The 23,490-nt window shown below is 73.8% G+C and carries 22 protein-coding genes; 10 read left to right on the top strand and 12 right to left on the bottom strand.

The window, feature by feature from the left end:
• Positions 1–31: 31 nt before the first annotated feature.
• On the bottom strand, positions 32–1,909 hold the full coding sequence (locus ACF1BH_RS23055; RefSeq protein WP_391645037.1) for an ABC transporter ATP-binding protein: 1,878 nt from the start codon (positions 1,907–1,909) through the stop codon (positions 32–34).
• Between the two features lie 258 nt (positions 1,910–2,167).
• The gene (locus tag ACF1BH_RS23060; protein ID WP_391645039.1) at positions 2,168–2,344 is read right to left on the bottom strand and encodes a hypothetical protein; all 177 of its coding nucleotides are present in this window, start codon (positions 2,342–2,344) and stop codon (positions 2,168–2,170) included.
• Positions 2,345–2,794: 450 nt separating this feature from the next.
• Here ACF1BH_RS23060 and ACF1BH_RS23065 point away from each other — a divergent pair, with 450 nt between their 5' ends.
• On the top strand, positions 2,795–2,995 hold the full coding sequence (locus ACF1BH_RS23065; RefSeq protein ID WP_391645041.1) for a hypothetical protein: 201 nt from the start codon (positions 2,795–2,797) through the stop codon (positions 2,993–2,995).
• 33 nt (positions 2,996–3,028) lie between these two features.
• Here the strand turns inward: ACF1BH_RS23065 and ACF1BH_RS23070 are convergent, their stop codons facing one another.
• Entirely contained in the window at positions 3,029–4,732 is a 1,704-nt protein-coding gene (locus tag ACF1BH_RS23070) for an FtsK/SpoIIIE domain-containing protein (RefSeq protein WP_391645043.1), read from the bottom strand.
• Between the two features lie 213 nt (positions 4,733–4,945).
• Positions 4,946–5,140 (bottom strand): hypothetical protein, encoded by a 195-nt coding sequence (locus tag ACF1BH_RS23075; RefSeq protein ID WP_345081089.1) that lies wholly within the window; start codon positions 5,138–5,140, stop codon positions 4,946–4,948.
• Positions 5,141–5,385: 245 nt separating this feature from the next.
• Here ACF1BH_RS23075 and ACF1BH_RS23080 point away from each other — a divergent pair, with 245 nt between their 5' ends.
• Entirely contained in the window at positions 5,386–5,844 is a 459-nt protein-coding gene (locus ACF1BH_RS23080; RefSeq protein ID WP_391645046.1) for a YchJ family protein, read from the top strand.
• 34 nt (positions 5,845–5,878) lie between these two features.
• On the opposite strand, the gene ACF1BH_RS23085 is transcribed toward ACF1BH_RS23080, so the two are convergent.
• Positions 5,879–6,253, bottom strand: coding sequence for an RNA-binding S4 domain-containing protein (locus ACF1BH_RS23085; protein ID WP_391645048.1), 375 nt, complete (start codon positions 6,251–6,253; stop codon positions 5,879–5,881).
• Positions 6,254–6,381: 128 nt separating this feature from the next.
• On the bottom strand, positions 6,382–7,542 hold the full coding sequence (locus ACF1BH_RS23090; RefSeq protein WP_391645345.1) for a Ku protein: 1,161 nt from the start codon (positions 7,540–7,542) through the stop codon (positions 6,382–6,384).
• Between the two features lie 30 nt (positions 7,543–7,572).
• On the opposite strand from ACF1BH_RS23090, the gene ligD (ACF1BH_RS23095) reads away from it, so the two are divergent.
• Positions 7,573–8,466, top strand: a complete 894-nt coding sequence (gene ligD, locus ACF1BH_RS23095; RefSeq protein WP_391645050.1) for a non-homologous end-joining DNA ligase — start codon at positions 7,573–7,575, stop codon at positions 8,464–8,466.
• Positions 8,467–8,476: 10 nt separating this feature from the next.
• Here the strand turns inward: ligD (ACF1BH_RS23095) and ligD (ACF1BH_RS23100) are convergent, their stop codons facing one another.
• Together ligD (ACF1BH_RS23100) and ACF1BH_RS23105 are read right to left on the bottom strand one after the other, a co-directional pair.
• A complete protein-coding gene (ligD, locus tag ACF1BH_RS23100; protein ID WP_391645052.1) occupies positions 8,477–9,454 on the bottom strand; it encodes a non-homologous end-joining DNA ligase in 978 nt (325 codons plus the stop codon).
• Between the two features lie 115 nt (positions 9,455–9,569).
• A complete protein-coding gene (locus ACF1BH_RS23105; RefSeq protein ID WP_391645054.1) occupies positions 9,570–9,947 on the bottom strand; it encodes a nuclear transport factor 2 family protein in 378 nt (125 codons plus the stop codon).
• Positions 9,948–10,179: 232 nt separating this feature from the next.
• On the opposite strand from ACF1BH_RS23105, the gene murJ reads away from it, so the two are divergent.
• The 5 genes from murJ to ACF1BH_RS23130 all read left to right on the top strand — a co-directional run bounded on the left by murJ (position 10,180) and on the right by ACF1BH_RS23130 (position 15,495).
• Entirely contained in the window at positions 10,180–11,739 is a 1,560-nt protein-coding gene (gene murJ, locus ACF1BH_RS23110; protein ID WP_391645347.1) for a murein biosynthesis integral membrane protein MurJ, read from the top strand.
• Positions 11,740–12,021: 282 nt separating this feature from the next.
• Positions 12,022–12,894 (top strand): endonuclease I family protein, encoded by an 873-nt coding sequence (locus ACF1BH_RS23115; RefSeq protein WP_391645349.1) that lies wholly within the window; start codon positions 12,022–12,024, stop codon positions 12,892–12,894.
• Positions 12,895–13,034: 140 nt separating this feature from the next.
• On the top strand, positions 13,035–14,285 hold the full coding sequence (locus ACF1BH_RS23120) for a D-alanyl-D-alanine carboxypeptidase family protein (protein WP_391645056.1): 1,251 nt from the start codon (positions 13,035–13,037) through the stop codon (positions 14,283–14,285).
• A 289-nt stretch (positions 14,286–14,574) separates the two neighbouring features.
• A complete protein-coding gene (locus ACF1BH_RS23125) occupies positions 14,575–14,781 on the top strand; it encodes a cold-shock protein (protein WP_391645058.1) in 207 nt (68 codons plus the stop codon).
• Positions 14,782–15,135: 354 nt separating this feature from the next.
• The gene (locus tag ACF1BH_RS23130) at positions 15,136–15,495 is read left to right on the top strand and encodes a hypothetical protein (protein WP_391645060.1); all 360 of its coding nucleotides are present in this window, start codon (positions 15,136–15,138) and stop codon (positions 15,493–15,495) included.
• Between the two features lie 108 nt (positions 15,496–15,603).
• On the opposite strand, the gene ACF1BH_RS23135 is transcribed toward ACF1BH_RS23130, so the two are convergent.
• Positions 15,604–15,798 carry an antitoxin gene (locus ACF1BH_RS23135; protein ID WP_391645062.1) on the bottom strand — a complete coding sequence of 65 codons (195 nt, stop codon included), beginning with the start codon at positions 15,796–15,798 and terminating at the stop codon, positions 15,604–15,606.
• Between the two features lie 190 nt (positions 15,799–15,988).
• Between ACF1BH_RS23135 and ACF1BH_RS23140 the strand changes: the two genes are divergently transcribed.
• Positions 15,989–16,204, top strand: a complete 216-nt coding sequence (locus ACF1BH_RS23140) for a hypothetical protein (protein ID WP_391645064.1) — start codon at positions 15,989–15,991, stop codon at positions 16,202–16,204.
• A 45-nt stretch (positions 16,205–16,249) separates the two neighbouring features.
• Here ACF1BH_RS23140 and ACF1BH_RS23145 read toward each other — a convergent pair whose 3' ends face one another.
• Positions 16,250–19,291, bottom strand: a complete 3,042-nt coding sequence (locus tag ACF1BH_RS23145; RefSeq protein ID WP_391645066.1) for an alpha-mannosidase — start codon at positions 19,289–19,291, stop codon at positions 16,250–16,252.
• Positions 19,292–19,344: 53 nt separating this feature from the next.
• The gene (locus ACF1BH_RS23150) at positions 19,345–20,640 is read right to left on the bottom strand and encodes a glycosyl hydrolase (RefSeq protein ID WP_391645068.1); all 1,296 of its coding nucleotides are present in this window, start codon (positions 20,638–20,640) and stop codon (positions 19,345–19,347) included.
• Positions 20,641–20,947: 307 nt separating this feature from the next.
• Between ACF1BH_RS23150 and ACF1BH_RS23155 the strand changes: the two genes are divergently transcribed.
• A complete protein-coding gene (locus ACF1BH_RS23155) occupies positions 20,948–22,510 on the top strand; it encodes an SDR family oxidoreductase (RefSeq protein WP_391645070.1) in 1,563 nt (520 codons plus the stop codon).
• Between the two features lie 71 nt (positions 22,511–22,581).
• Here the strand turns inward: ACF1BH_RS23155 and ACF1BH_RS23160 are convergent, their stop codons facing one another.
• Positions 22,582–23,457 carry a lysozyme gene (locus ACF1BH_RS23160; protein WP_391645072.1) on the bottom strand — a complete coding sequence of 292 codons (876 nt, stop codon included), beginning with the start codon at positions 23,455–23,457 and terminating at the stop codon, positions 22,582–22,584.
• Between the last annotated feature and the right edge of the window lie 33 nt (positions 23,458–23,490).

Consider the following 23,490-nt stretch of genomic DNA (forward strand, 5'->3'; position numbering starts at 1 on the left):
CCCGGCGTCCTCCCTCGCCGCCGGTGCCCGCTCATGTCCGCCCTTCGAACAGCTCCGCGTACAGGCCGCCCCGGGCCAGGAGCTGGGGGTGGGTGCCGGATTCGGTGAGGTGGCCGTCGTTGAGGACGAGGATGTGGTCGGCGGTGGTGGCCAGGTCGAGGTCGTGGGTGATGACGAGGGTGGTGCGCCCGGCGGCCAGGTGGTGCAAGGGGCCCAGGATGCGCTGGGCGGCGAGGGTGTCGAGGCCGGTGGTGGGCTCGTCGAGGATGAGGACCGGGGCGTCGCGGAGCATGGCGCGGGCGATGGCGACCCGCTGGAGCTGGCCGCCGGAGAGGGCGGCGGTGGACGGGGCGATGACCGTGTCGTAGCCGTCCGGGAGGGCGGTGATGAAGCCGTGCGCGTCGGCTGCCCGGGCTGCCCGGGTGACCTCGTCGCGGGTGGGGGTGGGGTCGTCGCGGCCGCAGGCGATGTTGCGCTCGATGGTGTCGTGGAGGACGAGGGTCTCCTGGGGGAGCAGGGTGATGTTGCGGCGCAGGTCGGTGAGGGGGAGGCGGTCGATCGGGGTGTCGTCGAGGCGGATGGTGCCGGTGTCCGGGTCGTAGAAGCGCAGGAGAAGGGCGGCCAGGGTGGACTTGCCGGCGCCGCTGGGCCCGGTGACGACGACGAACTCACCGGGGTGGGCGGTGAAGGTGAGGGAGTTGAGGGCGTCGCGGGGGGAGCGGGGGTAGCGGAAGGTGATGTCGTCGATGCGGAGCTCGCCGTGGGCACGGTGCGGGAAGGGGATCGTCCGGGTCGGGGGCGGGTCGGTGACCGCCGGGTCGGCGTCGAGGATTTCCAGCAGCCGGTCGGCGGCGGCGGTGGCGGCGGTGGCGGTGAGCCCGAGGCGGCCGAGGGAGCGGATCGGCGGGTAGAGATAGCCGATGAATGCGGCGAAGGCGAGGAGCTGCCCGAGGGTCAGCCGGCCCGCCGAGATCTCCCAGGCGCCCAGGCCGATGATGGCCAGCACGCAGAGGGTTTCCAGGATCTCGATGAACTGGTCGTAGAGGGCGCCCAGGCGGGCGCTGGCGACGGAGGCGCGGAGCCAGCGGCGGGCCTCCCTGACCAGGCGTTCCTCCTCGTCGTGCTGGCGGTTGTACGCCTGGGTGAGGACGACATTCACCAGCGTTTCCTCGACGACGGAGGTGAGGGCGCCGTCGGCTGCCCGCTGGCGGCGGGTGACCTGGCGGATGCGTCCGGTGAAGCGGCGGGTGGCGAGGTAGAAGAGGGGGGCGGCGATGAAGGTGGCGAGGGCCAGTTCCCAGCGCAGCCAGAGGGCCGCGGCGGCGTAGAAGAAGGTGGAGAAGAGGGCCGCGGAGGCGCCCACCACACCGCTGACGACGAGCCGTTCGATGGCGTCGATGTCGCCTGTCAGCCGTTCCACCAGGTCGCCGCGGCGATTGCGCTGGAAGAAGTGCGGCGGCAGCTTCTGGAGATGGGAGAAGACCCGGGCACGCAGGCGCAGCAGGAAGCGTTCCGCGATCCAGGCGGCGAGGGAGTTGCCGAGATAGCCGACGGCGGCGCCGATGACCGCCACCGCCAGCCATGCGCCGGCGGGGCCCCAGAAGGCGCTGACCGAGCCCTTCGCCAGGGCCTGGTCGGTGAGTTGGGCGAAGAGCAGGATCGCGGCCGTCTCCGCGAGGGCGGCGACGATGGCGCAACCGATCACGGTCAGCAGCCAGCGGCGGTCACCCCGGGTCAGCGGCCAGAAGCGGTGGAACGCCTCCGCGGGGCCGACATGACGCGTCGCAATGGGCGCTTCGCTGGTGAGCGGCGGGTGCGGCGAGGAGGGGCGAGGCGCCTCGGGGGGCGTAGTGAGAGGCGCGGTGGTGGAGGCGGGCGGGTCCGCTTCGGGAAGGCGGTCGTGGGCCATTCGGCGCTCCTGGCCGTTGACGGTGTGCGCCGCGGTCGCCGACGGTCTCCCTCTCCCGGCTGTCGGGCGTCGTTGCTGCACGGTCGTCAGCTTCCTCCGGCCGCGGCGGTCCTACCGGCTGACGGCAGTTCACGAGGCCGACCCGCGCGGTGTGCGCGGGCCCGCCTCGTCCAAGCCTCAGGTCCGTGGATCCGGATCCGAAGCACATGTCACACGGTCGTCAGCGGATATCGGAATCCGCGACAACATTTCGGATGGTTACCTGCGGAAGCCGCCGTAGTCGCCGCGTCCGCCGTAGTCGCCCCAGTCGCGTCCGTCACGTCCGCCGTAGTCGCCGCGTCCGCCGAAGTCATCGCCTCGGCCGCCGTGGTCGCCGTGGTCACCGTGTCCGCCACGGTCGTTGCGGATGCGGGGGAAGAACACCTTGAAGGTCATCTCTGCCTCCAGTGATCGGATGCCGCCGCGGCTTTCCCGGACCGTGCTCTGGTGGCGATTCGGCGCGCCCGTCAGGGCGTTCACTCTGGTGCGGTCGTCCGGACGGAACGTTTCCACCGCGACACTTCCGACACTACGTCGGACCTCTGACCCCAACAAGTGCATGGCGTGAAAATTGGATAAAACGCGCATATCGCCGTGCGTGGGTGCGTGATTGCCGAGGGTTGACGTGCGGGGGCGGCTGCCCCGCCCCCGTGCCGCGGCCGCACTCTCCGCCGGTCGCGCCGGTCGCGCCGGGGCCGGGAACGACCGGAGTGGGAGCAGGCTGCCCGCCGGGGGAGCGGTGGTTGAAGCGGTACGCGGTCACGGCGCGGGGTCTTGTCATACGTCCGCCGTACAGTGAATGCGCCGGCACGTTCGGATGCCGTCTCACAGGAAGATGCGAGGGCCGTGATGTCGTTCCTGAGCAAACTGAAGCAGCAGCGCGCCGAGTTGGTGGAGCGGCGCCGCATGGAGGCCACCATGGCGGCGGGCATGCGCGGCGCCGGCCTGGAGGAGGCCAAGCGCGCCGGGGACCGGGCGGCACGGCGCGGCACCGATGCCGCCATCGCGGCGTCGGCCGCTTCCGGCGCCGGCGCGGGCGGCTGCTGAACGGCGCTCCCGGTCCGCACGCGGGTGTGCCCGTCAGCCCTCCGCGCCCGCTGCCCGCACCGTGCCGTGAACCGTGATCGCGCCACCCGTGGGGCCGGTCGCGTCCGCCGCCGGCGGCCCGGCTCCCTGCGCCGGCTCCTCGGCGGTGCGCCCGGGCGCCTCCTGGCCGGTCGAGGGCGTGGCGAAGGTCTTCGTCATCCGCACCGGCCCGGCGGCCGGGCGCTCCCCGGCGGGCACGGTCCGCTCCGGCAGCAGCGCGAGCACCGCCCGCCGGAGCGCCTCGCCCGTCGCCTCGTCGTACGGGTCCGGTGTCGCCGGTACCTGGAGCCGCAGCACCGGGCCCGTGCCCAGCCGGGCGTAGCCGCGGCCGGGCGGGACCACCGGCGTCGGCGTGGTGTGCGGTTCGGCGCCGAGCACCGCGCCGACCTCGTCCGGCGTCGCGGACCCGAGCACCACCCGCGCCCGGGTGTGCGCCCGGACCGGCTCGCTCAGCAGGTCCGCGCTGTCGAACTGCTCGGCCACCACCACCGTCACCTGCGCCGCGCGGCCGTGCCGCAGCGGCACCTGGAGCAGCCGCTGCGGATCGTCGCGGCCCTCGGCGGCCGCCAGATGGGTCAGTGCGGTGGGCCGGTCGGCGAGGATCCACAGCGGGCGGCGGGTGTCGTCGGGGGCCGGTTCGCCCGCCTGGCGGGCCCGGCTCGCGACGAGGAGGCGCCGCTCGGTCTCCTGCGCCGCCCACGCCAGGGTCGCCAGCGCGCCGGACGGCCCGCTCTCCACACCGAGCACCCCGGCGCGCCCGGCCAGCGCCCCGAACTCGCCGGTGCCGCCGCCGTCGATGATCAGCACATCGCCGTGGAGCAACGCCTGGAGCGCCAGCGACCGCAGCAGCGTCGTGGTGCCGGAGCCGGGCTGCCCCAGGACCAGCAGATGCGGTTCGGACGAGCGTGACCCGGTGCGCCAGACCACCGGCGGCTCGTCCCACGTCACATCGCCGTCGGTGACCGGCAGCGTCCGCTGCACCGACTCCGGATCGGTGAAGCCGAGCACCGTCTCGCCCGGCGCGGTCACGAACCGCTGCGCCACGATGTCGGTGGGCAGCGCCTCCAGGACGGTCAGCGTCAGCGTGTTCGCCTCCTCGTCCCAGTCGAAGCGGTACTCCCGGCCGCGCCCCGACTTCGCGTGCAGCACCTGCTCGATCCGGGCCCGGGCCGCGGGCTCGCCGTCGGTGAAGTACGCCGGGTAGCGCAGATGCAGCTGCGCGATCCGGCCGTCGTCGTCGAAGGTGTACGCCTCGAACGCCGCCGCCCAGTCGCCGCCGTACGCGTACAGCGGCTCGGGGTCCCCGTCCCCGGCGAAGTACGGGACGAGCGCCTCGTACAGCGCACGGAGCCGGGCCGACTCCGCCTCGCCCGGGCCGGAGGGGGCGGGCGAACGGTCCCGCCCGGCCCAGGCGGCGGCGCCCATCACCGCGAGCAGCCCGAGCAGCGGACCGTACGGCGCCAGCGCCACGGCGAGGATGCAGGCGCCGCTCAGGAAGCACACCGGGGCCCGGCGCTCCTGGGGTGTGGCGCGCCAGCGCTGCCCGGCGGAGACGGCGAGGCGGCGCAGCCCGCGGCTGAGGGTGAGGAGCGGATGGAAGATGTCGCCGGCGCCGTCGGCTGCGGTGCGCGCCAGCTCACGGCCACGGGTGAGCGGCGCGCGGTCGGTCAGGATGCGGGGCAGAGGGCGCCGGGCCACATCGGTCTCCTGGGGTCGTACGCGGCGGTGGGCGGCCCGGCGGGGGAGCGGGCCGGGGAACGGCGGGACACGCGCCGGGGCGGGGAGTGCGGCGCCGGGCGGGCGCCGGAAGGCCGCGCCCGGCAGCCGGACGCGACGTTACGGACACCGGGCCGGGACCGGCGGGGGACACGCCCTGGGGAGCGCCGCCCGCCGGGCCCGTCCGGACGGCCGCTAGATCCGGAGCCCTCCCAGGAGGCTGGCGAGGCTCGCGCCGCCCGCCTTGATGCTCGGGGCGATGGCGGAGCCCGCCAGGTAGAAGCCGAAGAGCGCGCACACCAGGGCGTGCGAGGCCTTGAGGCCGTCCTTGCGGAAGAAGAGGAAGACGATGACGCCGAGCAGGATCACACCGGAAATGGACAGGATCATGAGGTTCTCTCCTGGGAGGAGGTGGGACGGTCACCATGAGTTCTTCCAACTTCACAGGACGTACCAAGCCAGGAAAAGCCGCAAAAGAGTGAATTGTCGTTGAATCCGTTCATATGGACGCATGGAAAATCGGCCTGATGTCCGGGTGCGGCCCCGCGGACGCCGGCCCGGCCGCCGTCCGGGCGGGAGCGCGTGCGGTACGGCCCCGCCGCCGGGCCCGCGCGCCCGACCTGCACAATCGAAGCGTGTCGAAGAAGCCGAAGAAGCCGAAGAAGCCGAAGAGCGCGCCCCGTCGCCCCGTCGCCCGCCCCGCCGTCCCCGCCGCGGACCCGTGTCCCTGCGGCCGGGACGCGTCCTACGGCGACTGCTGTGCGCCGTTCCACCGGGGCGACGCCGCCGCTCCGACCGCCGAGCGGCTGATGCGCTCGCGCTACGCCGCCTTCGCCGTCGGGGACACCGCCTACCTGCTGCGTACCTGGCACTCCTCGACCCGCCCGGCCACGCTTGACCTCGACGCCGGGCGGCGGTGGACCGGCCTGGACATCCTCGCCGCCACCGGCGGCAGCGCCTTCCACGCCGAGGGCACGGTGGAGTTCCGCGCCCACTCCACCTGGCGCGGCGCGGCCGACAGCCAGCACGAGAACAGCCGCTTCGTCCGCGAGGACGGCGCCTGGGTGTACGTGGACGCGCTCGACGGCCCGTGAACCGCCGGGCCTCCGGCCGTCCGCACGTCCCGGCTCAGCGGCCGCGCAGCTGCTCGATCTCGCGGCGGTCGCGCTTGGTGGGGCGGCCCGTGCCCCGGTCGCGTACCGCGACGACCGGTGCCTGGGCGCGCGGCGGCTCGGGCGGGGTGTTGTCGACGTAGCACTCCGCGGCGACGGGCGCGCCCACCCGCTTGCGCACCAGCCGGGAGACCACCACGATCCGCTCCCGCCCGGCGTACCGCAGCCGCACCTCGTCGCCGGTGCGCACGGTGGAGGCGGGCTTCACCCGCTCGCCGTTGATCCGGACGTGGCCCGCCCGGCAGGCGGACGCGGCCAGCGACCGGGTCTTGGTGAGCCGGACCGACCAGATCCAGCTGTCGATGCGGGTGTTCCCCTCGTCTGAAGCCATACTCCGACTCTAGAGCGCCGGGGTGACAGCGGGCGCCACGGTCCTGGCGCGGAGCCGCTGCCCGTGCGCTGTGCCGCCCTCTGTGGACGGGGCGGCCGGGGCGGACGGCCGTACCGTACCCGCCCCGCTCACGCCGAGGTGCGCTTCGACGCCCCCTTGGCCGCCGATTTCGCGCGGCCCGACTTGGCGGTGCCGACGCTCTTCTCGGACGCGGTCTCCTTCGTCGTCTTCTTCGCGGTCGTCTTCTTCGCGGTGCTCTTCTCCGTGGTGCTCTTCTTCGCCCCCGACCCCGAACCGCCGGATCCGGTGGCCGACTTCGTCCGGCCGGCCGACGCCTTCGCCGCCGTCCGCTTCCGCCCCGGCGCCCCCGAGGAGTCCGACGCCGTCTTCCGGCCCGTGGACGCCGGCTTCTTCGTGCCCGTACCGCTCTTGCCGCCCTTGCGGCCACGGATCGGGGTGACGGTGGCGTCCGCCTCCGCCCCGGACTCCTCGTCCGCCCCGGTCCGCTCGCCGCGGCCCTCCTGCGCCGCCCGGACGCTGCTCTCCAACGCGGCCATCAGGTCGATCACCTGGCCGCCGGAGGCACCCGCGGTCTCCGGGGCGGCCGGTTCGCCGCCCTCCAGCTTCGCGGCGACCAGGCTCTCCACCGCCTCGCGGTAGTCGTCGTGCAGCTCGCCCGGGTCCAGCTCCCCCAGGGAGTCCATCAGCGTCTCGGCCAGCGTCAGTTCGCTGTCGCGGATCTCGACGCCGTCCGGCACCACCCCGGCCGTCGAACGGATCTGGTCCGGCCACAGCAGGGCGTGCATCACGATCGCCCCGTCGTGTGCCCGCAGCATCGCCAACGTCTCCCGGCCGTGCATCGCCACCTTCCCGACGGCGACCTTGCCGTGGTGCTCCAGCGCCTCCCGCAACAGGGTGTACGGCTTGGTGGCGGTGGGACCGTTGGGGCCGAGGTAGTACGCCCTGTCCATCTGGAGCGGGTCGATCTCACCGGCGTCCAGGAACGCCAGGATGGTCAGCGTCTTCGTGGTGGGCAGCGGCAGATGGGACAGGTCCTCGTCGGTGATCGGCACGATCGTGTCGTCGGTGGCCCGGTAGCCCCGGCCGATCTCCTCGTTGGGGACCTCCTCGCCGTCCAGCTCGCAGACCTTGCGGTACTGGATGCGTCCGCCGTCCTTCTCGTGGATGCGGACGAAGGAGACCGAGGTGCTGCGGTCCGTCGCGCTGTAGGTCTTCACGGGGATGCTGACCAGGCCGAAGGAGATCGCACCGTTCCATACAGATCGCATCATTCATCCCTTGTGTGGGATTCTCATCGTATGTCGCCGATAACCATCGTGGAGGGGCGGCGCCTCCCGCTCACCCGCCTCGACAAGGTCCTCTATCCGGAGACCGGCACCACCAAGGGCGAGGTGCTGCACTACGTCACCACCACGGCGGGCGCTCTGCTCGCACACCTCCACGACCGGCCGGTGTCCTTTCTGCGCTACCCCGACGGGCCCGACGGCGAGCGCTTCTTCACCAAGAACGTGCCACCCGGTACACCCGCCTGGGTGAAGACCTGCGAGGTCCCGTCGCGCTCCGCGCACTCCCGCCGGCAGGTGCTGCTCCAGGACCTCGCCTCCCTGGTGTGGGCCGCCAACCTCGTGGTCGAACTGCACGCACCCCAGTGGACCTGCGACACCCCGGCCACCGCCGACCGCCTCGTCCTCGACCTCGACCCCGGAGCCCCCGCCACCCTCGTCGAATGCTGCGCCGTCGCCCGCTGGCTGCGCGACCGGCTGGCCGCCGACGGTCTGTACGCCTGCGTCAAGACCAGCGGCTCCAAGGGGCTGCATCTGCTCGCCCCCATCGAACCCGCCCCGTCCGACGACGCCACCGCCTACGCCCGCGCCCTGGCCGTCGAAGCCGCCGCCGCGTTCCCGGACCTGGTCACCGCGAAGATGCGCAAGGATCTGCGCCCCGGCAAGGTCTTCCTCGACTACTCGCAGAACGCCGCCGCCAAGACCACCGCCTGCGCCTACACCCTGCGGGCCCGCGCCACCCCCACCGTCTCCACGCCCGTCACCTGGGACGAGGTCGCCGGCTGCACCGACCCGGCCCAACTCACCTTCCTCTTCGGCGAGATCGCCGCCCGCCGCGCCCGGCACGGCGATCTCTTCGCCCCGCTGCTCAACCCCAACTACGCGCATCCGCTGCCCCGCCCCGCCTGACCGCGCACGGCTACCCGAGCCGCGTCAGATCCGGCCGCAGCCGCAGCCACACCGGATGCCGCAGCCGCCCGGCCTCCGTCCACGACGACGCCGTCACCTCGGCGACCAGCCGCGGCTCCACCCAGCGGGCCCCCGCCACCCCGACCGGCCCGGCGAACGGCGATTCCGTGCGGGCCAGCACCTCCAGATACCCGGCCAGCTCCCGCCGTTCCCGCAGCGACAGCCCCGACCCGACCGACCCCGCGAACCGCAGCCCCTCCGGCGCATCGGTGCCGACCAGCACCGCCCCCGGCAGCCCCCGCAAACCGCCGAGCCCCGGCGTCCAGCCGCCGATGACCACGTCCAGCGTCTCCACCCGCTTCGTCTTCCGCCAGTGCGCCGACCGCACACCCGGCGTGTACGGCGAATCCAGCCGCTTGGCGACCACACCTTCGAGGTCCGCCTGCACCACCGCGTCCCACACCTCGGCGGAGTGCCCGGGCAGCGCCGCCGGCACCGACCAGGCCGGGCCGGACAGCTCCAGGCCGGTCAGCACCCGGCGCCGCTCCCGGTACGGCCGGGCCAGCAGCGACCGGCCGTCGAGATGCAGCACGTCGAAGAGGACCAGCCGTACGGGCGTCTCGCGCGCCAGACGGGCGGCCCGCCGCGCATCGCTCACGCCCATCCGGTGCTGCAACCGCCCGAAGTCCGGCCGCCCCGCCGCGTCCGGGGCCACCACCTCGCCGTCGAGGACGAGCGTGTGCCCGCGCGCGCCGTCCGCCGGGACCAGCAGTTCGGGGTAGGCCGCCGACAGATCGTTCCCGGCCCGCGACACCGGTCGTACGCTCCCGTCGTCCCGCACCGTCACGACGCACCGCACCCCGTCCCACTTGACCTCGAACGCCCAGCCGTCGTCCGGTACGGGCAGCGGCCCCGCCACCGCCAGCATCGGCGCGATCACCGGTGGCGCACCACCGGGGGAGCGGCCGGGGCCCGTGGAATCCGCCATACCTCGATGGTCGTCCGCCCGGCCCGGACCCGCAGGGCGTACCGGCCGCGGCTGTGCTCGTAGGGGCCGGGGCCAAGGGACAAGTTCAGGAGAAGGACAGCGACGGAAGGACGACTCAGGAGGCGGGCGTCTCGATCTCCCCCGCAAAGACGATGACCTGGTCGATGAGGCTCCGCTGCAGATGGACGATGTCCGTTCCCGCCAGGCGGGGGCCTCCATCCGGCGTGGTGAAGACCCACTGGTACCGGGCCCACTCACCAGGCATGTCCACCGATGAGCAGCGCACCATCGTGCCGGCCCCCGCCGGGTGGCGCCGGATGTCCAGCACGAACCGCTCGACCGCCGCGATTCCTTCGCTGCGACCCAACGGCCCCCAGAAGACCACGTCTGAGGTCAGGGCCTGGGAGAGCAGGGCATTCACATAGCTGTCGTCCGAGGTGTTGAACGCGGAGATGAACGTGTCGATCGCGGAGCGTGCCGTGTCTTCCTGCATGCCCCAGTAATACCAGCCGTTGCGCGTGCGCTCGCCCCGCGAGCCGCCTTCCGGTCGCGGTGGACCATCCCGTCACAGCACTAGGTTGAGGCCCATGACCCAGGAGAAACCCGACGACACCCTCCCGCTGCGGATACCGCCCACCGGCGGGTCCCCGGCCGGCCCACCGCCCGGCGCAGGCCCCCGCCACGCCGCGGCGAAACCCGCCGGAGCCCTGCGCTCCTCCGCGCTGATGGCCGCGGGGACCGCCGTCTCCCGGGCCACCGGCATGATCCGCCAGACCCTCCAGGCCGCCGCCCTCGGCACCGGCCTGCTCGCCACTACGTACACCACCGCCGGCGTCGTCCCGATGAGCGTCTACACCCTCCTCATCGGCGGCGCCCTCAACTCCGTCCTCGTCCCGCAGCTGGTACGCGCCCGGGCCGAGCATCCCGACGGCGGCCACGCCCACGAACAACGGCTGGTCACCCTGGTGTTGAGCGTGCTGGCGGTCGGCACGGTGCTCGCGGTGTGGGCGGCGCCGGGGATCGTCGCGGTCTATGCGTCCGACGGGCCGGGGAATCACGCCGCCTTCGAGCTGACCGTCGTCTTCGCCCGTTTCCTGCTGCCGCAGATCTTCTTCCACGGCCTGTACTTCATCCTCGGGCAACTCCTCAACGCCCGGCAGAAGTTCGGCGCGATGATGTGGACGCCGGTCCTCAACAACCTCGTCCTCATCGCCGTGTTCGGCCTCTACATCGCCCTGCTCACCGGCCCCCGCGAGGTCGCCGACATCACCGCGGGCCAGGTGCGGCTCCTCGGCATCGGCACCACCGCGGGCATCGTGGTCCAGGCCGTGGCGCTCATCCCGTTCGTCCGGGCGTCCGGCTTCCGCTTCCGGCCGCGCTTCGACTGGCGCGGCGCCGGACTCCGCAAGAGCCTGACCGCCGCCCGCTGGACCCTGCTGCTGGTGCTCGCCAATCTCGCCGCGATGACCGTCGTCACCCATCTCGCGGGCGCCGCCGACCGCCGACTGCCCACCGCCGGGGTCGGGTTCACCGCGTACTCCTACGCCCAGACGATCTGGATGCTGCCGCAGTCCCTCGTCACCGTTTCGCTCGTCACCGCCCTGCTGCCCCGGATGAGCCGCGCGGTGGCCGACCACCGCCTGGACGATCTGCGCGGCGACCTCTCCCGCGCGCTGCGCGCCAGCGGCGTCGTCATCGTCCCGGCCGGATTCTTCTTCCTCGCCTTCGGCCCGCAGACCGCCCAGCTCCTCTTCGCCCACGGCGCGGTAGACGCCGCCTCCGCCGCCCCGGCCGGCCACATGCTCCAGGCGCTCGGCCTCGGCCTGATCCCGTTCTCCGCGCAGTACCTGCTGCTCCGCGGCTTCTACGCCTTCGAGGACACCCGTACGCCGTTCTGGACCGCCGCCCAGATCGCCGCCGTCAACATCGCCCTCGCCGTCGCCTGCCATCTGCTGCTGCCGCCGCGCTGGGCGGTGACCGGTATGGCCGCCGCGTACGCCGTCGCCTACACCGCCGGGCTGCTGCTCACCGCGGTCCGGCTGCGCCGCCGCCTGCACGGCAGGCTCGACGGGCGGCGGCTGTGCCGCACCTACGGGAAGCTGGCCGCGGCCGCCGCGGCGGCCGCCCTCCTCGGCCACCTCGCAGCCACCGGCATCGTCCGCGGCGGGGCGCCCGCCGTGACCCTGCCGGTCGGGGGTCTCGTCATGGCGGCGGCCTTCTGGGGGCTGGCCCGGCTGCTGCGCGTCGGCGAACTGCGCGGGCTGCCGGGGCTGCGGCGCGCCTGACCGCCGTCGGGCGGCCGTCCGGTCCGGAGGCGCAACCGGTCCGGCGGGCGGCTGTCCGGTGGCGCGGAACCGGCGGTGCGGCCGTCCGACAATCGGGGCCGTCCGGTATGAAAGGCCCGCTCTTCACGGTCTGCGCACACAACTCCCCCCTGCTGTTCACACTGTGGGATTTGTTGCGGTGGAAGGCTGCCCACCGGCCGTACACCCAACGGCCGGTATCGGCCGCACCCCCACAACTCGCGGCCCGGTACCACCATTCGGGGAGAGGACACCTTCGTGGACATCACCCGCGCGACCCGTAGAGGTCGCCGCCGTACCGCGCTCGCCGTGGCCGCCGTGGCCGCGTCCGTCGCGCTGGCCACCCAGCTCCCGGCCACCGCGACAGCCACCCCCGCCGCCCCCCACCCGGCCGCCGCCCATGTGTCCGGCGGTCCGGCGGCACCCGGGGCGACACACACCGCCTATGACGACACCTACTACAAGGACGCCATCGGCAAGACCGGGCAGGAGCTGAAGTCCAGCCTGCACCAGATCATCAAGTCCACCCAGACCGGCAAGCTCTCCTACAGCCAGGTCTGGGACGCCCTCAAGGACACCGACGAGGACCCGGACAACAAGTCCGACGTCATCCTCCTCTACTCCGGCCGCTCCCAGAGCAAGGACGCCAACGGCGGGAACCCGGACGACTGGAACCGCGAGCACGTCTGGGCCAAGTCCCACGGCGACTTCGGTACCTCCACCGGCCCCGGCACCGACCTGCACCACCTGCGGCCCGAGGACGTCTCGGTCAACAGCGACCGTGGCAACAAGGACTTCGACAACGGCGGCTCCCCGGTCCCCGAGGCGCCCGGCAGCTTCACCGACAACGACTCCTTCGAGCCGCGCGACGCGGTCAAGGGCGACGTCGCCCGGATGATCCTCTACATGGCCGTCCGGTACGACGGTGACGACGGCTTCCCCGACCTGGAGCCCAACGACAAGGTCGACAACGGCTCGGCCCCGAACATCGGGAAGCTCTCCGTCCTCAAGGCGTGGAGCCAGGCCGACCCGCCCGACGCGTTCGAGCAGCACCGCAACCAGGTGATCTTCGACAAGTACCAGCACAACAGGAACCCGTTCATCGACCACCCCGAGTGGGTCAACGAGATCTGGTGACCTGATCCGGGCCGGGTCGACGCGCGTCGACCCGGCCCGGACCGCCACGTCGACCCGACACGCCGTGCCGGGTCGAGCCGATGAACCGGATGGAGCACTCCAGACGGCGACGCGCCCGGGGCCGTTCCTAGCGTGGCCTCATGTCGTCAGCGAAATGGCCCTCCGTCAAAGCCGGGACCGCTGCGGCCGTTTGCGCCGCGACCGTCGCCGTCACCGCCCTCCCGGCCGCCGCGGCCGGCTCCCCGGGGGACGGCCCCCTGGTGGCCGGCGACGCCCCGGCCACCTCCGCCGCCGTCCGCCTCGACCGCCCCGGCGTCCAGGTGCGCTCCGCGCCCGACGTCGACGAACCTCCCGATGTCTCCGCCCTGTCCTGGATGGTCACCGACGCCGACGACGGCCGGGTGCTCGCCGCCAAGGATGCCCACCGCGAACTGCCGCCCGCCTCCACCCTCAAGACCCTCTTCGCCGTCACCGTGCTGCCGAAATTCGGTCAGGAGACCGTGCACACCGTCTCCGAGGACGACCTGTCGGACATCAGCCCCGGCAGCTCCCTCGTCGGCATCAAGGAAGACCACCGCTACACCGTCGCCGACCTGTGGCGCGGCGTCTTCCTCAGCTCCGGCAGCGACGCGGTGCGCACCCTGGCCGCGATGAACGGCGGCTGGGAGACGACCTTGGACGACATGCGGGCGATGGCCGACCGCCTCGGCGCCCGGGACACCGACGTCGAGTCGGCGGACGGCTACGACACACCCGGCCAGCACTCCTCCGCCTACGACCTCACCCTCTTCGCCAAGGCCGGGCTCACCAACGAGGACTTCGCCCGCTTCGCGAGCACCAAGGAGGCGGAGTTCCCCGAGTCCGGCGGCCCGGACGCGTTCGGCATCCAGAACACCAACCGGCTGCTGGTCGGCTCGCACGGAGTGGAGCCCTACCCCGGCCTCATCGGCGTCAAGAACGGCTACACCTCGCAGGCGGGCAACACCCTCGTCGCCGCCGCCCGCCACGACGGCCGGACGCTGCTCGTCACCGTCATGAACCCGCAGTCCGGCAAGAACAACGCGGTCTACGAGGAGGCCCGCTCGCTCCTGGACTGGGGCTTCGACGCCGCACCCGACATCGAACCGGTCGCGATGCTGCCGGACCGCGTGGGACCGCTGCCGTCGGCCCCGGAGCCGGACGCCGACGGACCGGCCTCCCACCAGCCCGCCGCCGACCGCGCGGCCCGGCGCCGCGCCACCGACCGGGCGGCCGTGCTGCGCGCCGCCGCGCTGGGCCACGACGCCGGTACGCCGGACGGCTCCGGGCCGGGCGTGTGGTGGTTCGTCGCCGCCGGTGCGGTGCTGGTCACCGGCTCCACGGTGGTCGTGCTCCGCCGTCGTCAGGGCTGACCCGCCACCCCGGCCGGGCCCCGTACGGACGTACGACCGGTCGGGGATTCGGTGGACCGTGGGGGCGTACCCGCAGGGGACCCGTGACGCGACTGCCACGACGGTGATGACTGCCGGGCAGGACTCGGTGTAGCGTCCCGATCAGCTGTCGTGGTTCCGAAGTGCCGGACGCCCGTGTCGCCTTCACGGGCGTTCTTTCTGTGCGATACCTCTCCGGACCAGGGCGATCACCTCCGGCTGCCGCACCGCGCGGAAGCCGATACGAGCCCCTTGAACGAAGGAGACGGATATGGCCAGCGGAACCGTGAAGTGGTTCAACTCGGAGAAGGGCTTCGGCTTCATCGCGCAGGACGGCGGCGGCGCCGACGTCTTCGCGCACTACTCGAACATCGACGCCACCGGCTTCCGGGAGCTCCAGGAGGGCCAGAAGGTGACGTTCGAGGTCACCCAGGGGCAGAAGGGCCCGCAGGCGGAGAAGATCCGCCTCGCGGTCTGAGCCTGCCTTCCGACGGCGCCCGCCCCGCGTGTCCGGGGCGGGCGCCGTCGTGTGTCCGGCTCACGGCTCGCGGTCGTCGAGGATCCTCCGGAAGAGCCGGTGGTCGCGCCAGGCGCCGTTGATGTGCGGATACCGCTCGGCGACGCCGTACGGCGTGAACCCGTTCCTCACCGGCACCCGCTGCGAGGCGGCGTCAATGCGCGGGCCGGTGCGGCGGCGACGGTGGCGGGACGGCGCAGAACATCGGGCGCCAGACCGGCGGACACCGCCGTCATCGGCCCACAGCAGGCGGCCCACCTGCACCGTTGTGGATATTCCGGCTCATTGTCGTACGGGCGTGCGAGGATGACGGGCATGGGAATCTTCAGCAGGCGCGGCGGCACCGAACCGCCGCCCGCCGCAGGGCCGTTCCGCTTCACCGTGGCGGACGTCTTCGTCGTGCCGGTGCGCGGGGTGGCCTTCACCGGGCAGGTGGTCTCGGGGGCGATACGGACCGGGCAGCGGGGGCTGTTGCCGCTGCCGGCGGGGCCGCGTGAGGTGACGGTCAAGGCCATCGAGGTCCGCCGCCGCAGGCGCGACCATGCCGCCGAGGGCGAGGAAGCGGCCCTCTATCTGACCGGAGTGACCGCCGCCGACCTCCCGCGCGATCTCGCCGCGGGCGGCGCCGTGCTGGACCCCGGCCCCTTGCGGGGCCTGGAGATCACCGGGGAGTGACGCCCTGCCGGTCCCGGACCGGCCGGTGGCCCCGCGCGGGAGCGCCGGGGCGCTCCCGCGCGGGGCCACGGAAGGGGCGGACCGCGGTGGCGGCCGCGGTCCGGAGGGTCAGGACTGCGGCGGCCGGCCCTTGTCGTCGCCCCCGCCGAACTCGTCCTTCAGCCGCTCCTGGCCCTTGTCGACCTGGCCGCTGTACTTCCCCTGGGTCCGCTTGTCGACGTAGTCGCCGGCCTTGTCGATGCCCTTGCCGGTCTGTTCCTCGTGGCCCTTGAGCATGGACTTGAGCTTGTCGAGCATGGACATGGGTGATCCTCCCTCACGACGATCCCCGTCGGCTCCAGCATCGCGCCGCTCCCGGCACCCCGCATCCCCGCGGCCCGCGGCGCCCGACCGCGCCCGCCGTCACCCGGCCGGGCCACGGATACGGCCTGGGCGGCGCAGCAGCGGCCCGTCCGGCGGGCGCGCCGACCGGGCACCGGCCCAGAATGCACCGGTGACCGATGAACACCGCACGCCCGACGGGCCCCCGCCCCGCCGCATCAGCCGCGACGAGGAGCGTCGGCGGGCCCGGTCCGCGCTGGCCGGCCGGGCCCGGGACGCGGGGGAGCTGTCCCTGCTGCTGGACATGCTCGACCTCGACCCGGGCCACGACGGCTACCCCGAGGAGGACGAGCCCGCCGCACCTCAGGACGACGGCCACCCGCCGTGACACCCCGCGGCCCGGCCGCCCACCGCCGCCGGCCGCCCTCCGCGCTCACCCCGCCGCCCGCGCCAGCCGCAGCGTGACCAGCTGGAACGGCCGCAGCGCCAGCCGCACCGCGGCGCCCTCCCGGACGAGACGCGGGCCGTCGGCCACCGGGCGCTCCAGCAGATCCGTGGCGACCACCCCGGACGGCACGAACGACGGGGTGAGCGTCGCGGTGGCGCGCGCACCGTGCGCCTCGTGCAGCCGCACCACCACATCGCCGCTGCCGTCGTCCGCGAGCTTCACCGCCGTCACCACCACCGACTCCCCGGCGACGGAGACCAGCGGCGCCACCGGGCCCGCGCCCGTCACCCGCCGCTCCGGCAGGTTGATGCGGTGGCCCTCGCGCACCGCCCCGCCGATGTCCGCGCCGGGCACCAGCGCGTACCCGAAGCGGTGCACCCCGTGGTCGGTCTCCGGGTCCGGGAAGCGCGGGGCACGCAGCAGGGAGAGCCGCACCGTGGTCGTGGTACCCGGCTCGTCGGGCGCCTCCCGCACGGTGCGGGTCACGTCGTGCCCGTACGTCGCGTCGTTCACCAGCGCCACACCCCAGCCGGGCTCCGTGAGGTGGACGAAGCGGTGCGCACACGCCTCGAACTTCGCCGCGTCCCAGCTGGTGTTGGTGTGCGTGGGCCGGTACAGATGCCCGAACTGGGTCTCCGCCGCGTACCGGTCGGTGTGCAGATCCAGCGGAAAGGCGGCCTTGAGGAACTTCTCCGTCTCGTACCAGTCGACCTCCGCCGCCAGGTCGACCCGGCCCGCGCCCCGGGGGAGCGTCACCGTCTGCACCACACGGGAGGCGCCGAACCGCCGCGTGACCCGCACCGTCGCCGCCTCGTCGGACGCCGCCGTGAGCACCACCTCGTCCGCGTCGGTCAGCTCGGTGACGGTGTTCCGGTAGAACGCGTCCACATCCCACGCGTCCCACATGTTCGGGAAGTCCGGGTGCAGCTGGAGCAGATTGGCGGCACCGCCCGGCGCGACGCACTCCCGCCCCGCCGCCAGGTCGTACACCGAGACCAGCAGCCCCCGGCCGTCGACCTCCACCCGCAGCACGCCGTTGACCAGCACGAACCCGCCTCCCGCGCGCGGCTGCGCGGTCACCGGACCACCCTCGGACACCGCCGGGGCCAGCTCGCCGGCGGCGACCCCGGCACGGGCGTGCGGCGCCGCGTTCGCCGTCAGCTCCCGCTCCCCGTCCCCGGCCAGCGCCGCCAGCGCACCCGCGACGATCCCCTCCAGCTCCGCCGCGACCGCCGCATACGTCCGCGCCGCCTCCCGGTGCACCCAGGCGATCGACGAGCCGGGCAGGATGTCGTGGAACTGGTGCAGCAGCACCGCCTTCCACAGCCGGTCCAGCGCCGCATACGGATAGGGATGACCGGCCGTCACCGCCGCGGTCGCCGACCACAGTTCCGCCTCCCGCAGCAACTGCTCGCTGCGGCGGTTGCCGCGCTTGGTGCGCGCCTGGCTGGTCAGCGTCCCGCGGTGCAGCTCCAGATACAGCTCACCCACCCAGACCGGCGCCTCCGGGTACTCCGCCTCGGCCGCCGCGAAGAAGTCCGCCGGCTTCTCCCACACCACCACCGGCGAACCGGCCAGATCCCGCACCCGCCGCGCCTTGGCGATCATCTCGCGGGTGGTGCCGCCCCCGCCGTCACCCCACCCGGTCGGCGCCAGCGACCGCCGCGCCGCCCCCTTCTCCTTGAAGTTCCGCGCCGCATGCGCCAGCTGCGCACCCGACATCTCGCAGTTGTACGTGTCGACCGGCGGGAAGTGCGTGAAGATCCGGGTGCCGTCGATGCCCTCCCAGCGGAAGGTGTGGTGCGGGAAGGAGTTCGTCCGGCTCCAGGAGATCTTCTGCGTCAGCAGCCACCGGGCGCCCGCCGCCTTGATGATCTGCGGCAGCCCCGCGGCGAACCCGAAGGTGTCCGGCAGCCACACCTCGTCGTTCTCGACACCGAACTCCTCCAGGAAGAACCGCCGCCCGTGCACGAACTGCCGCGCCATCGCCTCCGACCCGGGCATGTTGGTGTCCGACTCCACCCACATGCCGCCCGCCGGGACGAACCGGCCCGCCGCCACCGCCTCCTTGACCTTCGCGTACACCGCGGGCCGGTGCTCCTTGAGCCAGGCGAACTGCTGCGCCTGGCTCATCGCGAACACGAACTCCGGCTCGTCCGCCAGCAGCGCCGTCATGTTCGACGCGGTACGCGCCACCTTCCGCACCGTCTCGCGCAGCGGCCACAGCCACGCCGAGTCGATGTGCGCATGCCCCACCGCACTGATCCGGTGCGCCGACGCGCCCGCGGGCGCCGCCAGCACCTCCCGCAGCCGCTCCCGCGCCGCCGTGGCCGTACCGCCCACGTCCTGGAGGTCCACCACGTCCAGCGCCCGGCCGACCGCCCGCAGGATCTCCCAGCGGCGCCCCGCCTCCACCGGCAGCTCGGCCATCAGCTCGCCCAGCACCTCCAGATCCTGGATCAACTCCCACACCGCCCGGTCGAACACGGCCAGATCCATCCGCGCCAGCCGGTACAGCGGCGCATGGCCCGCGGTCTCCGGGTCGCCCAGCGGCGTCGGCCGGAACGGCGGATCGCCGAGGATCACCGGGTTCGACGCCGCCTCCAGATGCCATTCGACGCGTTCGCCGCCGCACACCGGGGCGCCGACCCGCACCCACTGGTTGCGCGGGTTGAGGCCCTTGACGGGGGTGCCGTCCGGTGTGTGGACCAGCGCCTCGCACTGGAAGCCCGGCTGCTGCTCGTCGAACCCGAGGTCGAGCACCGCCTCCACGGTCCGCCCCGCCCACTCCCGGGGCACCTCACCGGTCACCTTGAACCACGTCGTCCCCCAGGGCGCGCCCCAGGCGTCCCCGACGGCCACGGGGGAGTGCGGCGCCGCGATCCCCTCCGCCACCGGAACCGGCTCACCCGGCGCGACCCAGGCGGAGACCTCCAGCGGTACGGAGGCGGGGTACAGCGCGGGCCGGATGCGTTCGTCGAGGACCCGGGCGAGACGGGCTTCGGTCAGGGCGCGGTCGTCGTGCATGGGTGTGCTCCTCACGTCGGGGGTGGGCTCGGGGCGGGGCGAGGCGGCCGTGGTCAGCCGGGATGCCGGACCGCGGCGCCGCCCCTCACCTCGTCCGGAGTCACCAGTTCCGTGATGCCGCGGGCCGTCAGCCGGTCCACGTCGCCGGTGTGTCCCGCCAACACCAGCGCGGGCCGGACGCCGTCGGCCGCCAGCCGGGCCCATGCCTCGAAGACCGGCCCGCCCGGGGCGCACACCGACCGGTGCGGCGCCGTCTCCGGATCACCCGCGTCGACGACGAGCGCGGTGGTGCGGGGGGCGGGGCGGGGCGGCCGGGCGCGGCAGGCGGCGGCCCGCTCGGCGAGGGCCCGGGCCGCGGGTTTGGCCGTCCCGTCGGTGGTGAACAGCCCCAGCCCGTACTCCAGCTCCGGGAAGTCCGCCAGCGCCCGGTCCACGTCGTGCGAACACCACCACGTCACGCCCCACACGTCCGCGCAGTCCAGCGCGGCGTCGACGGTGGCCGCGGTGAAGCGGGCGACGCCCTCCGGCGGGATGTGCGGCGCCGGGGCGCCCACCTCCTGGAGCCACACCGGACGGCGCGGATCGTCGGCCCACGCCTTCGACAGCTCGATTAGATACGCGGCGTGCTGCTCCGTCGCGACGCCGGTGGCGCCGTGGCGCTGCGCCGTCCCGTTGAAGACCCAGGAGTGCACCGCCGTCACCGCGCCCAGCCGGGCGGCGTGCGCGGGCGTGAAGGGGTGACCGTCCTGGTACCAGGCGGCGTCGTAGGCGGCGTGCAGATGCGGCCGCCCCGGCGCCCCGCGCTCACAGGCCGCCAGCATCAGCTCCAGCCACGCCCCGGCCCGCGCGGCGTCGATCCGGTCCGGATCGGGGTGCGGACCGTCCGCGAACTGGTTGAACTCGTTGCCGACCGTCATCCCGAGGAACGCGGGCCGGTCGGCGAGCGCGGCGGCCAGCGTCCGCAGGTACTCCTGCTGCCCGGCCAGCACCTCCGGATCGGTGAACAGGTTCCGGCGGTGCCAGGTCCGGGTCCAGGCGGGCAGGAAGTCGAAGCTCGACAGATGCCCCTGGAGGCCGTCGACGGCGACGTCGAGACCCCGCTCGGCGGCCGCGTCCGCCAGCGCCACCAGCTGCTCCACGGCGCGCGGCCGGATCAGTGTCCGATTGGGCTGGAACAGCGGCCACAGCGGGAAGACGCGTACGTGGTCGAGGCCGAGGCCGGCGACGGCGTCCAGATCGGCGCGCACCGCGTCCGGGTCGAAGTCGAGCCAGTGGTGGAACCATCCCTGCGACGGCGTGTAGTTGACGCCGAACCGCGGCGGGCGGCGATCGGTTTCCTGCTCGGGCATGACGGCTCCTGCGGGTCGGACGAACCGGCGGACACGGCCGGACGGGGCCGGACCCCGTGTCCCATGACCGCACCCTGGCCCGTATCGGGGACGGAGAAACGCCGCGGCGCGATGAAGACCGGGAGCGGCGGCCGGATGGCGCCACCGGGGCGCCCGGTACATCCCGCGCCGGGCCCGCGCCCGTGCCACCCGGTGCCTGGCCCCGCGCCCGCCGGCGTGCCGCCCCGCCCCTCCCGGTGCCACACTGAGCCGGGTGGGGCGGCGCGCCCCGTCGCCCCGGCACCCGCCCCGTCAGGAGGCACGGTCCATGGCCGACACCACAGGGCCCGGCGGCCCGGACCCGGCCGCGCACGACCGGGTACCCGGCGCGCACACCCCGCCGAAGCGCCCCCTCGCGCTGGTCACCGGCGCCACCGGATACATCGGCGGGCGCCTCGTCCCCGAGCTGCTGGACGCCGGGTTCGCCGTACGGGCCCTGGCCCGCACCCCGCAGAAGCTCCGCGACCATCCCTGGGCGGGCCGCATCGAGATCCGGCGGGGCGATGTCACCGATGTCGCCTCCGTCCGCGGGGCGCTCGACGGCGTCGACACCGCCTACTACCTGGTGCACGCCCTCGGCACCGGCGCCGCCTTCGAGGAGACCGACCGCCGCGCCGCCCGGATCTTCGCCGACGAGGCCCGCGCCGCCGCAATCCGCCGCCTCGTCTACCTCGGCGGCCTCACTCCGCCCGGCGTCCCACGGAACCAGCTCTCCCCGCATCTGCGCTCCCGCGCCGAGGTGGCCGACATCCTGCTCGCCTCCGGCGTCCCCACCGCCGCACTGCGCGCCGCGGTGATCATCGGCTCCGGTTCCGCCTCGTTCGAGATGCTCCGCTACCTGACCGAACGCCTCCCGGTGATGATCACGCCCAGTTGGGTCGCCACCCGCACCCAGCCCATCGCCGTCCGCGACGTCCTGCGGTATCTCGTCGGCTGCGCCACCCTGCCCGACGACGTCTCCCGCGCCTTCGACATCGGCGGCCCCGACGTCCTCACCTACCGCGACATGATGCAGCGCTACGCCCGCGTCGCCGGGCTGCCCGGCCGGTTCATCGTGTCCGTCCCGGTCCTCACCCCGGGCCTGTCCAGCCTCTGGGTCGGCCTGGTCACCCCCGTCCCCGGCGGCCTCGCCCGGCCGCTCGCCGAATCGCTGCGCCACGAGGTCGTCTGCCAGGAGCACGACATCGCCCGGTACGTCCCCGACCCGCCCGGCCACCCGCTCCCGCTCGACGAGGCGCTGGCCCTGGCCCTGCGCCGGATCCGGGAGGCCAAGGTCGCCACCCGCTGGTCCAGCGCCGCGGTCCCCGGCGCCCCCGCCGAGCCGCTGCCCACCGACCCCGACTGGGCGGGCGGCAGCCTCTACACCGACCGCCGCCGGCGCCTGGTGGACGCCACCCCCGAAGCGCTCTGGAACGTCGTCGAGGGCATCGGCGGGGAGCACGGCTGGTACTCGTTCCCCGCCGCCTGGGCGGTCCGGGGCCTGCTCGACCGGCTGGTCGGCGGCGTCGGGCTGCGCCGCGGCCGCCGCGACGCCGCCCGGCTGCGGGCCGGTGACTCCCTCGACTTCTGGCGGGTCGAGGAGATCGCCCCCGGGCGGCTGCTGCGGCTGCGCGCCGAGATGCGGCTGCCGGGCCTGGCCTGGCTGGAGCTGACCGTCGGCCGCGACGCCCACGGCCGTACCGTCTACGGCCAGCGCGCCCTCTTCCACCCGCGCGGACTGGCCGGACACGCCTACTGGTGGGCCGTCGCGCCCTTCCACGCCGCGGTGTTCGGCGGGATGGCCCGCAACATCGCGCACGCCGCGGAGAGTTCCCCGTCCGGCCGGGGGTAGGCGCCGGTACGCCGAACGGCCGGTCCCGGCACCGCATCGGGCGCCGGGACCGGCCGTCACACACGGTGGCGTCAGCCGTTGGCGAGTGCCTGCAGACGGCTGAACGAGCCGTTGAAGCGGTTGCGGTCGCCGACCGTCTGTCCGCTGGAGGTGTACTGCCAGATGGTGTGGAAGTCCCAGCCCGCCGGCAGCTCCCCCACGGACGAGCCGTAGCGGGGGACCCACAGCGGGTTGGTCTTCCCGAACTTCGTGGAGTTGCCGGTGCACTGCTTCCACCAGTTGGTGGAGGTGTAGAGGACGGCGTCCCGCTTGGTCTCGGCGCGGTACGTCTTCAGGAAGTCCGCGATCCAGTCGATCATCGCGGACTCGCTCTTGCCGTAGCAGGTCGATCCGTAGGGGTTGTACTCCATGTCCAGCGCCCCGGGCAGCGTCTTGCCGTCCTTCGACCAGGCGCCGCCCTCCTTCGCGAAGTACTTCGCCTGTGACGCGCCGCTGGAGTGGTCGGGCAGCGCGAAGTGGTACGCGCCGTGAATGATCCCCGCGTCGTACGACCCCTTGTACTGCTGGGTGAAGTACGGGTTCTTGTAGGTCGTTCCCTCGGTCGCCTTGACGTACGCGAAGCGCACCCCGCTCTGCCGCAGCGCGGGCCAGCCGACGTTGCCGTTGTGGCTGGAGACGTCGACGCCGTTGACCGACGTGACGGCGTTGGACTCCGTCGTCTCCGGGTCGTCCGTGTCCTTGCCGCCGGCCCGGTCGCCCCCCTCGTGGGCGGCGATGGTGGAGCCCATCCAGTCCTGCTCGGGATGGGCGGGCTCCCGGCCGTTCCCGGTGGCGGCCACCGCGGCGGTGGGCAGCGCGAGCGGCAGGGCGAGCGCGGTGAGGACGATGAGGGTTCCGGCCGTGACGGGGAACGCACGGCGGGCGGGACCGGAACTGCGCAAGGGCATCGAGTGCCTCCGAAAGCCATCGGTGAGGTCGTC

Origin of the sequence: Streptomyces sp. NPDC014733, from assembly GCF_043083385.1 — a bacterium.
In the GTDB taxonomy this organism is placed as follows: domain Bacteria; phylum Actinomycetota; class Actinomycetes; order Streptomycetales; family Streptomycetaceae; genus Streptomyces.

Excerpts from the sequence above, each read along its gene's own strand:
- ACF1BH_RS23055 (WP_391645037.1), bottom strand. The coding sequence starts at position 1,909 with ATGGCCCACGACCGCCTTCCCGAAGCGGACCCGCCCGCCTCCACCACC.
- ACF1BH_RS23060 (WP_391645039.1), bottom strand. The coding sequence starts at position 2,344 with ATGACCTTCAAGGTGTTCTTCCCCCGCATCCGCAACGACCGTGGCGGA.
- ACF1BH_RS23075 (WP_345081089.1), bottom strand. The coding sequence starts at position 5,140 with ATGATCCTGTCCATTTCCGGTGTGATCCTGCTCGGCGTCATCGTCTTC.
- ACF1BH_RS23085 (WP_391645048.1), bottom strand. The coding sequence starts at position 6,253 with ATGGCTTCAGACGAGGGGAACACCCGCATCGACAGCTGGATCTGGTCG.
- ACF1BH_RS23090 (WP_391645345.1), bottom strand. The coding sequence starts at position 7,542 with ATGCGATCTGTATGGAACGGTGCGATCTCCTTCGGCCTGGTCAGCATC.
- ligD (WP_391645050.1), top strand. The coding sequence starts at position 7,573 with ATGTCGCCGATAACCATCGTGGAGGGGCGGCGCCTCCCGCTCACCCGC.
- ligD (WP_391645052.1), bottom strand. The coding sequence starts at position 9,454 with ATGGCGGATTCCACGGGCCCCGGCCGCTCCCCCGGTGGTGCGCCACCG.
- ACF1BH_RS23105 (WP_391645054.1), bottom strand. The coding sequence starts at position 9,947 with ATGCAGGAAGACACGGCACGCTCCGCGATCGACACGTTCATCTCCGCG.
- murJ (WP_391645347.1), top strand. The coding sequence starts at position 10,180 with ATGGCCGCGGGGACCGCCGTCTCCCGGGCCACCGGCATGATCCGCCAG.
- ACF1BH_RS23120 (WP_391645056.1), top strand. The coding sequence starts at position 13,035 with ATGTCGTCAGCGAAATGGCCCTCCGTCAAAGCCGGGACCGCTGCGGCC.
- ACF1BH_RS23125 (WP_391645058.1), top strand. The coding sequence starts at position 14,575 with ATGGCCAGCGGAACCGTGAAGTGGTTCAACTCGGAGAAGGGCTTCGGC.
- ACF1BH_RS23130 (WP_391645060.1), top strand. The coding sequence starts at position 15,136 with ATGGGAATCTTCAGCAGGCGCGGCGGCACCGAACCGCCGCCCGCCGCA.
- ACF1BH_RS23135 (WP_391645062.1), bottom strand. The coding sequence starts at position 15,798 with ATGTCCATGCTCGACAAGCTCAAGTCCATGCTCAAGGGCCACGAGGAA.
- ACF1BH_RS23145 (WP_391645066.1), bottom strand. The coding sequence starts at position 19,291 with ATGCACGACGACCGCGCCCTGACCGAAGCCCGTCTCGCCCGGGTCCTC.
- ACF1BH_RS23150 (WP_391645068.1), bottom strand. The coding sequence starts at position 20,640 with ATGCCCGAGCAGGAAACCGATCGCCGCCCGCCGCGGTTCGGCGTCAAC.
- ACF1BH_RS23155 (WP_391645070.1), top strand. The coding sequence starts at position 20,948 with ATGGCCGACACCACAGGGCCCGGCGGCCCGGACCCGGCCGCGCACGAC.
- ACF1BH_RS23160 (WP_391645072.1), bottom strand. The coding sequence starts at position 23,457 with ATGCCCTTGCGCAGTTCCGGTCCCGCCCGCCGTGCGTTCCCCGTCACG.